15 protein-coding genes are annotated in these 12,944 nt (G+C 45.8%); all 15 read right to left on the reverse strand.

Annotated features, from left to right (window positions below; all coding sequences use genetic code 11):
- Positions 1 to 51 precede the first annotated feature (51 nt).
- Complete coding sequence (locus DFR60_RS15930; RefSeq protein ID WP_110323783.1) at positions 52 to 420, reverse strand: hypothetical protein; 369 nt, start codon at positions 418 to 420, stop codon at positions 52 to 54.
- Complete coding sequence (locus tag DFR60_RS15935; RefSeq protein ID WP_110323784.1) at positions 407 to 973, reverse strand: sigma factor-like helix-turn-helix DNA-binding protein; 567 nt, start codon at positions 971 to 973, stop codon at positions 407 to 409. The genes DFR60_RS15930 and DFR60_RS15935 overlap by 14 nt, the downstream gene beginning before the upstream one ends.
- A complete protein-coding gene (locus tag DFR60_RS15940) occupies positions 921 to 1,307 on the reverse strand; it encodes a helix-turn-helix domain-containing protein (RefSeq protein ID WP_110323785.1) in 387 nt (128 codons plus the stop codon). The genes DFR60_RS15935 and DFR60_RS15940 overlap by 53 nt, the downstream gene beginning before the upstream one ends.
- Before the next feature lie 9 nt (positions 1,308 to 1,316).
- Positions 1,317 to 1,691, reverse strand: coding sequence for a hypothetical protein (locus DFR60_RS15945; RefSeq protein ID WP_110323786.1), 375 nt, complete (start codon positions 1,689 to 1,691; stop codon positions 1,317 to 1,319).
- A 302-nt stretch (positions 1,692 to 1,993) separates the two neighbouring features.
- A complete protein-coding gene (locus DFR60_RS15950; RefSeq protein ID WP_110323787.1) occupies positions 1,994 to 2,434 on the reverse strand; it encodes an RNase A-like domain-containing protein in 441 nt (146 codons plus the stop codon).
- Positions 2,435 to 2,902: 468 nt separating this feature from the next.
- Positions 2,903 to 3,385: a site-specific integrase gene (locus DFR60_RS15955; protein ID WP_110323788.1), complete on the reverse strand. Its 483-nt coding sequence runs from the start codon at positions 3,383 to 3,385 to the stop codon at positions 2,903 to 2,905.
- A gap of 28 nt (positions 3,386 to 3,413) precedes the next feature.
- Positions 3,414 to 3,584: a hypothetical protein gene (locus DFR60_RS30435; RefSeq protein ID WP_167437614.1), complete on the reverse strand. Its 171-nt coding sequence runs from the start codon at positions 3,582 to 3,584 to the stop codon at positions 3,414 to 3,416.
- Between the two features lie 63 nt (positions 3,585 to 3,647).
- Complete coding sequence (locus DFR60_RS30440) at positions 3,648 to 4,100, reverse strand: LPD11 domain-containing protein (protein WP_167437615.1); 453 nt, start codon at positions 4,098 to 4,100, stop codon at positions 3,648 to 3,650.
- Positions 4,101 to 4,125: 25 nt separating this feature from the next.
- Complete coding sequence (locus DFR60_RS15965; protein WP_110323789.1) at positions 4,126 to 4,869, reverse strand: hypothetical protein; 744 nt, start codon at positions 4,867 to 4,869, stop codon at positions 4,126 to 4,128.
- 10 nt (positions 4,870 to 4,879) lie between these two features.
- Positions 4,880 to 7,288, reverse strand: a complete 2,409-nt coding sequence (locus tag DFR60_RS15970) for a cobaltochelatase CobT-related protein (protein WP_110323790.1) — start codon at positions 7,286 to 7,288, stop codon at positions 4,880 to 4,882.
- 15 nt (positions 7,289 to 7,303) lie between these two features.
- Complete coding sequence (locus tag DFR60_RS15975) at positions 7,304 to 9,127, reverse strand: P-loop NTPase family protein (RefSeq protein WP_110323791.1); 1,824 nt, start codon at positions 9,125 to 9,127, stop codon at positions 7,304 to 7,306.
- Positions 9,128 to 9,166: 39 nt separating this feature from the next.
- A complete protein-coding gene (locus tag DFR60_RS15980; protein WP_243005091.1) occupies positions 9,167 to 9,874 on the reverse strand; it encodes a hypothetical protein in 708 nt (235 codons plus the stop codon).
- Positions 9,871 to 10,029 (reverse strand): hypothetical protein, encoded by a 159-nt coding sequence (locus DFR60_RS30445; RefSeq protein WP_167437616.1) that lies wholly within the window; start codon positions 10,027 to 10,029, stop codon positions 9,871 to 9,873. Before DFR60_RS30445 ends, DFR60_RS15980 begins: the two co-directional genes overlap by 4 nt.
- A gap of 25 nt (positions 10,030 to 10,054) precedes the next feature.
- A complete protein-coding gene (gene recD2, locus DFR60_RS15985; RefSeq protein ID WP_110323793.1) occupies positions 10,055 to 12,307 on the reverse strand; it encodes an SF1B family DNA helicase RecD2 in 2,253 nt (750 codons plus the stop codon).
- 18 nt (positions 12,308 to 12,325) lie between these two features.
- Entirely contained in the window at positions 12,326 to 12,925 is a 600-nt protein-coding gene (locus DFR60_RS15990; RefSeq protein ID WP_146218608.1) for a hypothetical protein, read from the reverse strand.
- Positions 12,926 to 12,944 lie beyond the last annotated feature (19 nt).

A 12,944-nucleotide genomic window follows, 5' to 3' on the forward strand; every position in this document is an offset into this window, starting at 1 on the left:
TCCTAACAGCAACCCGTATTTTTATACAGGGAATGAAGAAACGAAACGTATTTAAGGCATAAGAGAAAGAGTTGCATATGCCCTCGGCCTGATTTCCAGAATTTGAACATTGGAAATCTTCCGATACGGCCTGCGCCGGTTTTCTTCCTCTACCCAGTCACGAAAGAGCATGTCTATTTCAAACTCTTCATCATCATGGGCGGACCGTAAAATCACATACTTCTTGCCCTCTCTCTGGTTATTCCTGCAGGTATCATAACGGTATGTCACTTCATAAATAGGAGCCGTAACCCTGGAGGTGAGTATCTGTCTGGGGTGTAGATTTTTGAAAAATCTCCGGTATTCTTCCGTGGCCGGAAGTGTGCCGCCGATGGCGATCTCATCAAATGTCACCATATCCGAAAACTTATGTATATGCATACGCTTCACTCTCCTGCACCGATAAAAGACGTTTTAAACGTTTCCTCATCCGGTATAATCTGCCATAGACTCCCGATGCCGTAACACCGCATGCCGTTCCAATCTCACGCCCGGTAAATCCCGCCGCCCTCATCTGGACCACTGTTTTCTCCTTTTCTGTCATATGCACCATGACCTCCTCAATCATCATTCTCTGAAAAACCAAGTCCTCGCATGTTGCATTTTTTGCCTCAATAGTCTCTGCAAGCGTAAAACTGGAATCTTCATATATGGTTCCGTCTAAGCTTATCAGGCAGACCCTGCGTTTTAGCCGGCTGTTGTAACGCCAATACTTAAATAGACAGTCACACATTTTTCTTGACGCGATTGTCTGAAACTCATACTGTCTGGCCCTGCTATTTTCATCATAAGCCTGTACCGCTTCCAAATATCCCATTGCTACCACATCATAATATTCTGCCATATTTAACTGGTTGTAATATAAAAAATCCTTGACGAGGTTATGGTTTTCCTCTGCAAAGCTCCTCTGGTATTCTGTCAGCTTGTGCATCATTCTGATTCCTCCGTTCTTCGGTTTTCTTTTCTTCCGCCTGTTTCTTTCCAAGGGCAACTCTCCGGTTAACCGTAGAAGGATAACAGCCAAACAAATCCGCAATACTGCGTTTGCTGTACCCCTCCTCAAACAGCCGGCACATACACTGGTTCATCTCATCTTTGCTCATCTTGGCAAAATTGACCGGGGGCGGTCTCTTTTTCAGTATCTTCCGGCAGACCGGATGATCCGGGCCGTATTCATAAAGAAACCTGGCCTCACTGGCATCAAAATTTCCCAGAATGGCAATCAAAAGGCAGTAATAGCCCTCGATTTCCTCTCCTTCATATCCCATGCGCACCTCTTATTCCACCGCATATGCCAGACGGTAAGTTCCTTTTCCATCGGTCTGAAATTGAGAGCGGTGTTCGTAAATACAGGCGCGGATACGTTCCTTGTAATATTGGTTTTTCTTTGCTTTGGGATGTTGTTCGAGATGTTCATAAAGATTTTTCAAAGATATTGTGCCGCAGGCCCGTACCGCTTCGGGGGAACATTTTCCCCGCCAGCGGTTGCTGCCGCCCTGTTTCCGTTCCGGAAACGCCATAAACGAGGTCAGATTACGTCCAACACAGCTTGTCAGCTCCTGGGTTCCCAAGTGCTGCACAATCTCCTTCCAGTTCCCTCCAAACTCTTTTTTTAACAGGTGTTCTGCCAAGTAAAGATCGTCCTCTGTCATATATTCCCTCCTTTAGCCCGTCATGACCGTTCCCTGTAAATACTTTTACCATCATACACATGGTTTCCGGTGAGGACTGAATAACAATTCCAGAAAAATCACTTCCCAGTGATTTAAGCTCCTCCCGTTTCCCGCGAACCAGCGATTTGGCAAGACCGAATTCCAGCTGCTCGCTGGACACCATATAAAGCTTTGTTTCCGGATCAAGATGGAAATTTACTCTCTTTCCTACTTCAAAGTCATATTTTCCTGCCATAATTACCTGCAGGCTGATTGATGTTCGTTTCAAAATTTTTCCTCCGTTAGAATTTAGGGTAGCATGTCAAAATCCGGAATCCCCAGTCGGCCTCACCGTCCTTTAATAAGACCACGCAGGCTTTTTTTAGATCTTCATTCAGCATGTCTATCCCCTTTTTAAATCCATAGCCCACAGGCTTTGAAAATTCACCATGCAAAGATATTACGTCCCTGGTGGTGTCTAAGAGCCATTCCCGGATTAAGGGATTGTAAAACCGTTTCATCAGACTCTTTACAACCGCTACCGCCACTTCCATATCCCAAAAAGATGTGGCATAAATAATGTCTTCTGCATTCAGCCGGGTTTTCAGTGCAAGCACCTGAATATCGGTGTGTTTCCTGATTGTATGTCCGCCGTAAAGACCAACCTGGTCTAAGTTTCTCTGTATCATATCCAGCGTAGTCTCTATGGTTTCCTCCGGGATACCCTCAAACAAATCTTTCATCCGTAACTCCTTTCCTCTTTGCGGATAAAATGCACAGGTATCCCAGACGGATTTCTGTGTTGATGGCTGTTTTTTCCATCAAAAAAACCACCGGCTGCTGCCAATGGTCCATTTTTATCCGTCAAAGGATTTCTTTTTTGTTTTTTGCTTTGCCGCTTACTGCGGTCTTTTTAATTTATGACTGCCCTCCTCTCTTTTATAGGTCAACCACAGACTGCCGGTATGACATTTTTCCGCGGTTTCATAGAAATAAAAAAAGACGCCAAAATATCTTCCAATTTTGACGTCTCTCTTCCAAATCAGTAAGGCCAAAGCCTAATGTTTTTACTTCCGGTCAGCTACCGGAACAAAGGTTATTTACAATGACTGAACACTGCAAAAATCAAATTCAAGTACAGTTTAGCACTATATATAGTACGTGTCAATAATTCTTTTCTATATATAGTCATGTGCAGGTATTTGCAGGTATTACTCCTCTGTATGGTTCAGATTCACATATCCATGGTCCGCTTCAGGAATCTTGACTTTTGCTACTGCCTTGAGCCAGTACCAGCGGATACTATAAATATTGAAATCGAATTCTCCTCCAACTGCATTCCTGACCGTTGCCTGGAACGCCGCCGGGATTCTGTGAAAAACCATCTCATCTTTCTTTTTTAGCTGTTTTAACAGATCATACGTTTTTTCGCTTATCTGGGAAACCGGATAGAGAGACCTTGTTTTCTTTGCCATAACGCCTGAGACATATGGAAACTGAATATTATCCCACAGGACATTTTCTAAATCTCCCAATCGGATTCCAGTTTCCCTCATCAGCTGGACCATACAGAGATCTTCTGTTTTTCCGTTCTCTTCCAGAGAGGCTTCAAGATATTCCAGCTTCTGCTCCAGGCTTTTTTCCGTTTGGCATAAATGATGGCTGACTTTTATGATTTTTCCTACTATTGACATCCTATTTCCCCCTACTGTCTTATGTATGTTACGGTTCTTCTTCCAAAAGCTGCCGATAAAGAGCCTCAATACGGCTCTTTATCTCAGCTTTTGTCTGCTCCTCATCCCTGTTGTGCATTCCTAAACGGTTGAGGATATTAATGGTTTTCAGATACTCAATCTGCAGCATCATTTCTTCCCGGATTTCCTGGTTTGTCATGGCTATGCCCTCCTTTATCCATTACTTATCCGGTATTCTGCCTTTTTTGTAAAATAGCTGTGTTTAATTTACCATTTCCTCTTCATACCTCTCAATCATCTCCCAGGTAAGCCATTCGGGTTTTTCATCCTCGGAAAAGCTGTTCCAGATTGCCTTCATCTCCGCAATCTGCTTCTTTTCACTTTTTGCCCACAGGCAGCCGACATATCGATTCCCATGTCCAAGGTAATAGTTACAATCAGTCCTTAACCGGTCCAGCATTTGATACTGGAACCGTTTTTCTTTACTCACGAAACCATTCACGGGCTGAATGATGAACTCCTGTTTGATTGGCGTATTCGGGTCCCCATCCATCCCATTTCCCATGACAGAACATAACTCTGGCTGTTCCGTCTCTCCCAAATTAATATCTTTCCATAAACGGGCATACTGATCCCAGTACACAGGCATTGAAAAATCGTCTTCACCTATATACTTTAAAATTAGCACCACATCTTCCTTTGCTTCTGAATACATAGCGTATCCTCCTCTGCCTTTTAGATTAACTTGCTTTTCTGCATTTTGAATCGTCTTCCCATTCGTCCGCCTGGTCAATGTGACGGATAATCATTTCGGTCTGGCCTGATATCTCCTTTTTTATCAGCAAATACAGCTTATTAAAAAGATTAAGCAAATAGGAACGGAACGCATATTCCTGTTCAAAAGCCCGAATCCATGCTTCTGCCTTGGCAAACAGCCGGAACATATCCAAATCGTTCACATTGACAGATACCTGGGCGTCACAGATGTAGGAATTCTTCTGGCAGTAGGTTCCGCCATTGGAATTACGGACAGCGATTCCCCTTCCGTTTTCAATCTCTGCAATCCACGGATACCGGCGTTTCTCTCCCTTTGTATCTGTGTCAAACCGCTTAATGGATAGCTTTGTTACAATACTAAGCCCATCCGCGTCCGGCACTCCAAAAATCTTCTCCTGCGAAAAATCCACATATAAAGCTCCGCAAAAATTTTTAGAATAGATAAACTTCACTTCCTCCGGATTGATATGAGCACTGACACTGACGGTACGGTCCCCCGTCCCCTTGCTGTAATCCAGCATAATCAGTTGTATCAGAGATCGGGTGCCCTCCTCCGCCTCCTCTCCCATGGCGTGAATATGAGCCGGGAAAAGTTTGGACGCGGGTTTTAATTTATCATTCAGTTCCAGAAGTTTTTTATCTGTCTTATAAACCGCAATCTGTCTCGATACTTCGTTCTTCCAGTCCCTCTGTTCATTTTGTGCCATTTTTTCTCCTCTATCTTATATAACTTAATATCTTCTTCGTAATGCTGAGAGGAAGCCTGGACAAGTCCGAAATATTTAAAAATCCGTCCTGATAGATGTCCTCAATCACTTCCCGGTCATCTCCGATCGCAGCAGCAAAAAGCAGTATCCCATGCCGCTTCAAATCTCTTTTTAAGGCTTTTAAATCCTCTTTTGCCAAATCCCCGCTGTAATTAAGCGCAGCCGGCTGGCCGTCAGATACCAGGAACAGCATTTTTAATTCTTCCGGTCTGGTTTTTAAGCGCTCTGCCACAAAGCGGATTGCCGCTCCATCCCGGTTGCTGCCTCTCGGAGACATATCCATAATCCGGTACCGGTCCTTCCCATCTACGGAATCAAATTCAGCATAGGCATATAAGTCTACGGTTTCCGTTGTATAAAGGCCGCCATAGCTGGTGGAATGCCCGTAGACAATCACCGGGATTCCCAGGTTCACACAGACATCATAGAGAATCAGAGCCGTCAGCCGTCCGAAAGTAATCCGGTCCTCATATGCCATGGATAAAGACTCATCAATCAGCACCGCGATTGCGGCCTGCCGTTCCTCCCCATATGCCCTTCGGCTCATGAAGATTTTTCTATCCTGGCGGTAAAGCCGGGAACTGTCTATCTTTTTCCCTATGGACAGGTTCTTTTCCATCCCATCTTTTTCGGGATAGATAATCTCCCACATCTCTTCCTTCAGCCGTCTCGCAGTTTTCAAAATATCCGGTGACAAACTGTCGTACATCCGTCTGCATGAAACCGGAACATTTGCAAGCCGATGGACCTCAATGTTGCAGTCTGCATGGGCATACCCAAAATCCATGTGTTCTGCCTGGTTTTTTATAGAGCTTATCAGTTTCTTTTCCTGTTCCTGTTCAAACTTCTCCTCCGCCAAATCATACAGTACCCGGTTCATATCCTCCGCAGCATTAAAATACCCGCTTCCTTCGTATTCATGATCCCACTTAACGAGCGATTCTCCATTTGTCGCTTCGCAGACGCTTTCTCCTTCAAACCGGCCATCTTCCTGATCTGTGACTTCCGGTCTGAAATTATCGCGGAATATCTGTAAAAGTTCTCTTAACAGATTCTCTTCCTCATCATCCTCCTGTGGGATTGAATCATCTTCTGTGGTTCCTTCCACAGCCTCCGGAGGTTCTTGCTCCGTTCCGCTTCCTTCCACATCGGATTCCTCTTTATTCTCGTCATCCCGGTCATCTTCCTTCTTTTCTTCATCTGCATGTTCCTCCTCATCTTCCCATGTGCCATCCCAGCCCTCCGGGGTTTCCCCGTCCTCCTCACATTCCTCTTCCAAATCCGGCGCAGGAGCAGCCACATTGCTGAATACGCTTTCTAAAATATCCTCTTCCTCACCATCATTCCGGCAGCCGGCATCAGCTTTACTGCTGGAACCGGCTTCGCTTTCAGAATTATCCTCACTGCCGGAGCTGTCGTCACTGTCAGGTTCCTCCTGACGGTCAGACTCCTCACCGTTTTCCGGTTCATCAGCCGTGGATTTCTTTTTGTCCTTCTGTTCATGAATCCGCTGAATCAAATCCTTCATATAGTCCCAGATTTTTAATATCACCTGATTGGCGGCGCGGAAGCGTTCCGCTTTATCCACGTCCACCACCGCATCATCAATAAGCTCCATGCAGTCATACAGACAGTCCAGATACTCGCCGTCATAACCTTCCCAGTTGTTGATTTCACCGGCTCTGGCATATCCTAAAATCAGATTTAAGATAATCGCCAGCCCATGATCCTGTCTCTGTATCTCCTGGGCGACGGTGGGCAGCTTTTCTATATGCCGGTTCGCATTCATTAAAATGCCTCTCCGGATACTGCCCGGGTATTCGTCACACATTCGCATTTCCACATAAATGTCTTCCAATATGTTATTGATACGCAAAGCGGTATCTGCAATCACAGATACCGCCGCCTTATCTCCTGCCTGGAGGAATTGCTTTATTTCCTCCAGGGCCTCTCTCTCTTTTTCATTCCCCGGCACTGGCGGCCGGGGATATATCTTCCCTTCTTCAAACCCCTTTCCATATAATTTTCGTAAATACATGGCAGTATATTTCTGGTGGCCGCATTCATGCCCCAGGAATCCCACCAGGCTGTCTGTCTTTAATTCCTTTGTGGGAAAGCTCCCTGTAATAGGATTTGCCGCATTGATATACACACTTTTTCCACTCGTAAAGGCAATCGCTGCTGACGGGCTGGTATTCCATCCCATTGAAACCCTTAGTTTCCTTCCCGGTTTCCAGACCAATGAATTTGCCAGCTTCTCCATGTTACGGATAAACGGCTTAGATGTAAAAACCTGCTTATTACTGATCTTATTTTTAATCTCCCGGATTCTTAATCGGTCATATCCTTTCTCACTCATAAAATCTCCTTCACCTTATGCCGCCTCCAGAACTTCAGAGTAGCTTACCTTGATGCAGTTATCATAAATTTCTTCCCTGTATTCCCGATCGGAAGCCGCTTTGCTTAAAATAGTGGACTTTGCCGCTTTTAACACGTCGCCGGTCACCATGTATGCCCAAACCCAGGACTCATATTCCCGGTATCCGCAGACACCACCGCGTATCCGCTCATTTCTGCAATACTTTCTGATTTTTTCCACGGTCTCTGCCATTTTTAAAAGCATGATCTCATCTTTGCAGCCAGTCTTTACCATGGCCCGTTTCTTCATCTGTTCCGGCGTCAGCTCCTTTTTGTCAAAGACCATACACATACGGGACAGGATTGACTCATTCATATCCTTACAGCCTTTATAATCCGTGTTGGTTGTTAAGACAATCACGGTATCTGGGTTTCTGTGGACAATCTCGCCATCCGCAAGGGTGATAGAAGCACAGTCATCCAATAAGCCATTCAGCTTTACCAGAGTTCCCGGCTTTCCTATCACCGCGGGCTCCTGGAGCTCAAAAACGGCTGGCCTGCGGCACGCTTTGATTAAATCCGATTCCACCAGCACAAAGTCCTTCTGGTCTTTGCAGTTTTGATAACCGATTTTATAGATTTGCCGCATCAGCTTTTCAAATGCATGATTGATATCCACGTCCTCCTCATAAGTACCTGTATATTCACTCAGTACCGTGGAGGGGTCCATCATAAATTCCTCGTAATCAGGAAATGGCGGAGGCTCTGATTTTACCTTGTCATTTGTATTGGGAATCATGGTTGATACAAGATCCATCTCGTCCGTTCCCTCTGAGCAGGTTAAAAAATAATACGGAAGCCCCAGCGCATTGGCAAGAATCGCTACATCAATGGTCTTGCCTGTGCCGGAATCTCCCCTTGTCATGAATGTGCGCATGGGAGTATTGTGAATCATCTCCAGGATGTCCTGTACCTCCTCCGATACATGATAATTGGGGGAAATCTGCGGCACGCGGGCCTTTTCTTCCTCCGTCAACTCTACATTCATACAGTATTTACTGCCCAACGACCCGATTGGCTTTGAATTTGCCGTAATCCGGTTCACGCTCAGGATTTCAAACCGTCCTGACGTAACCTCAGTCGGCGCATATTCTCCCCCCGCAATCGCCTGCGGCGTCAAAATAGGCGCGTTTCCGGAGGCAAGGGAGTTCCTGTCAACCGGCAGGCCGTCCGTTACCAGCGCATTGGCATTTTCCACTCTCCGATAAATATTATCACAGCAGATAAATGCGGCTTTAAGCGCTAAATCCATATCGGGCCAGTTGTTTTTGTACTGCGCTCTCAGAATCGTAAAGTTATCAAAAAATTCGGTGTCAAACAGCGGGCCATCTATATTTAAGCTGGCATATTCAAGCATACATATTAAATACTTCCCGTCGCTCTGTCCCGACCGCAGGGCCGGCATATGCCGGTGTATTCCTGCTCCACTCTCGCAGACTTTAAACTTTCCGTTTTTGGGATTATATACAACAACCATCCTGTCCTCATTATTTTTTTTCTTAAATTCGCCGCAGTAGAACTGAAGTTCTCCCATATCATTTTTCTGTACCCCCAACGCGCCGTCCGTATCTGTCTCCATTAATTCCACCAGCGTGAGAACCGCCCGTAAAACAGGGCCGTGAAGTGTAGACTGTTTCCCCTGCTGCATCAGATTGTATCTGGATGTATATCCTTCCTCTGATGATGCTTTGTTTAGCCCATTTTCGATCAGCGTCTGTAAAAATGGTTCCGGTATGGGTAAACTGAATGTCCAGCTTTCAAATATCTTTGAAGATGCCATTTTATCCCTCTTTCTATCTGTCTCGTATTACTTAGCTCTCTACTGTAACCATGCCTCGCTTGGCATATTGCTGATTAAACGGTTCAATGTCTTTGTAGATTTATACCAGCTATAAAACCTATCGTCATTTGCCCTCTCGTAAGCTTCTTCAATCTGCTGTACTAATTGAAGGAATCCCGTATTCTGGTCCCGGAGTATGTCAAAAGACGCCTTTAGGCAGTCATATCTGTGCCGCACGCCAAGATAAGCATACAACACTTTAAAACATGCCTGCGCACACTCTATAAACTGATCTTTTGTCAGCCGCTTCAACCGTTTCCTGCTCTCCGACTCTGCCACACAGTCGTCAAGCTCTATGCCGAAATAATCCTGCTCATAGGCGTCCCAGCCCAACACTCCTCCGCCATATCCGCTTGCGCCGATGGCAACAAATAAATCGTCGAAGCACTCTGGAACATAAGCATTCTGTAAATCCTCCTGCATCTGTTCACACTCCGCGCATAAATCGCAAAACATCATTTTAAACTCAAATTCCTCATCTGAATCCCCGTCCAGCGCATTTAGCAGCGAATCGGAGCCGTCCTCCGAGTCAAAGTACCATTTGACATTGTTGCATTCCTCCTCAATCTCGTACAGTTCCTCCCTTATGAAATCCAGGTTGAGGTTCTTTACGATAGCTTTCCGATACCGAAGCTGTCTTGCCTTGTACCGTCTCGTTTCTTCCGAATCAATCTGATTTGACATCATACCTCCTCCGCCAGGAATCGCTCTGTTGCCGTGTGGGCTGCCCGTATCGCCGCGCCTGAAATCTGGCGCTGCCAGGCCCCGTGGTATCTTGACCAGCGGAAACCTAAGTTCCTGTGCAGAAATTGCCGGAACTCCTGGGATGCGTATCTGTTCATTGTTTTTCTCCTCGTAAATTATGAACTAGCTTGCAATCTGTCCGTCAGAAGTGTCATACTGGGATTTTGCTTTTTCTATCCGCAGAGCCTCCATCTGAATCCGATAAGCCAGTTTTGTATTTCTCTTTTCTTTGTCATCCGTCATAACCGCTTCACAAAAAGCAGCCCAGTTTCCCACCAAAAACACTTCACACTTGGCGCGTGTCACTGCGGTATAGTAGATGTTGCGCTTTAACATTCGCTTGAAACACGGAAGCACCGGAATGATGACCGCTGGATACTGGGACCCCTGGCTTTTATGTATGGTAGCAGCATAGGCGTGCATCAATATGCCATAGTCTTCCGAGCCATATTCCCCAATTCTTCCATCCTCAAACCGGACCACTAATGTAGAGTTTCCGTCCTCATTCTGATAAATATCAGTGACAATCCCCATATCTCCATTGGATACCTCATCTGTGTTCTTTAACTGCATCACCTTATCCCTCAAACGGAATACGGAGCTGCCAAGTTTCATTTCCAGGCACCCCGGAAACTGCGGATTCACCAGTTCCCTAAGCTTTCTATTGAGCGCATTGGACCCCACCGGCGTATCTTGCCTGAAGGGCGTAAGTACCTGTACCACATCGGTATCACCATGACCGGCCTCCAGCTTTTTCTGATACAGGTCAGCAACCACCTCAGCTGCCACCTCATCGCTGTCAACGGATATAAACTGAAAATCGTCACCGAATAACAAGTCCGTATCTCCATTGTTCATTTTCAAAGCATTGATGATAATGCGGGACCCTTCAGCCTGGCGGAACTGTACGTCAAGAACCGTGACCGGAATGACTCCGGAATCAATCATTTCTTTAAACACACTCCCCGGTCCAACTGATGGAATCTGGTCCGGGTCTCCAATAAATACTACTCTGGCGCCGTTTTTTACTTTTGAGATCAAAACGAAAAAAAGCCACATATCCACCATAGACATCTCATCAATGATAATCAGATCCTCGTCCAGTTCTTCCGTCAAATCCAGATTGACTTCTTCTTCCTCACCAGTGATGTAGAGCGCCTTATGAATGGTCATGGCCGGGTATCCCGTGCTGATTACCATGTTACGGCTGGCACGTCCGGTCGGAGCGCACAAAAGAGCGGTCTTTTCCCGCTCTTTCTTCTCAAATATCTTTAAAATAATCCGCTCGACTGTAGTTTTTCCAGTTCCGGGGCCTCCCGTTATGATCGACAGGCTGTTGGCAAATACAGCCCTTACCGCTTCCTTCTGCTGTTTGGTCAGAACCATGTGCGCGGTTCCCTGCACCTCGTCCAGCTCCCGTTCAATGTCATAGGAAGTCTGCCTGTTATTCATCACCCGAAGGATATGCTCCGCTGCCATTTTCTCTGCCATATAATTCTTGATGGAGTACAGTGCATGCCCCTCCGCTGCCAGAAGTTCATCGGAAAAGACCATTTCATTTCCAATATCCTTAATCAGACGGATTTCCACTGCCTGCCGGTACATACCGTAATTTAAAAGTTCCGCCGCCTGTTTTACAATCTCCCTGCTGTCTAAATACAAATGACCATCGCTCTCTGCATTTTTCAGAACCTGGAGAATGGCTGCCTTAACCCGCAGCGTGTCATTGGGCCGGAAATTTTTATTCTTTCTTGCAATAGTATCCACATTTTCAAACCCGAAACCGCTTAACTCACATAGCCTGAATGGCTTTTCCTTCACAATCTGCAAGGCGTTTGCTCCAAAGTAGTCACGAATATCAGATACCCGTTTCGGTCCCACTTTTAGGGGTGAGAGATACTGCATCAGTTCCCGTAAAGAGCGGCTTTCTGAGTATGATTTAAGGATGGTCTCCAGTTTACTTTTCGTAATGCCTTTTACTTCAAGCAGCCTTTCCGGCTGTGTATCCAAAATCTTCAGGGTTGCTTCCCCAAACCGGCTCACTATCCTGTTTGCAGTTACCGGCCCAATTCCTTTAATCAGCCCTGATGCCAGATAACATTCGATCCCCTCTCTGGTTGTCGGCATAAATATCTGGCTTTCCGCCACCGACAACTGCAATCCATAGCCTGTTTTTACCCATTTTCCTTCCAGTCCTGTATCTATTCCCTCAATAAAGGGGATTGCAGTTCCAAAGGCCGTAAAAACACTCTCTCCATTTTTGAAAGACTGGTTTACAGCCGACTCCGGAATCGTCTGGCTGGTTCGATAAGAGGCTATGGTATATCCGTTTTCATCGTTATAAAAAATCTTACGATGTGGTGTACACTGGATCACATTTGATACCTCCGCTTATCAGCCATTCCACGATAGATAAACATACCTTCCCTTTACAGACGCCTCCACTCCGCCATCCCTGGTTAAAAGGCGGCAGATATCCTCTGCCTCCTCTCCCGGATATTCCGGCAGGCTGCCAACACGCCGATACCCCTTGGGTGTTCTGATATTACAGATTCCATCCTTTCGCAGCCAGCATTCATATACGCCTTTTGTATTGAGTCTGGCAATAATCTGGTTTAGGCGCTCTTTTCCAATGCTTCCATACCAGGAAATCACGTTCTGGGAATTTATTTCATCTTCGGGATTCATGTCTGCTTCGTAGGCTGCTGCTGTTTCTGATTGTGCCGGCTGCGTTTCAACAGTCTCGTTTTCCTCCTGGAATACTTCAGGAAGGGTCCCGCCCAACAGGGAAACCAGATGTTTCCGCGCGCGTATTAAGATTCCCAATGCCCATGGATTTTTAAGAGCACACAGGATAACGAAAAGCGGGATTCCAAGGGAGATAACATTGACTGCAATTCCAAGAGCAAACGGGAGCAGAAACGGCAATAAAATACTGCATCCGATTCCTGCAATTACAAATTGAATAATCTTTCTGATATTTTTCTGTTCCATCTTCTTATCCTCCATAATA

The sequence above is a fragment of the Hungatella effluvii genome (genome assembly GCF_003201875.1).
GTDB classification, from domain to species: Bacteria; Bacillota; Clostridia; order Lachnospirales; family Lachnospiraceae; genus Hungatella; species Hungatella effluvii.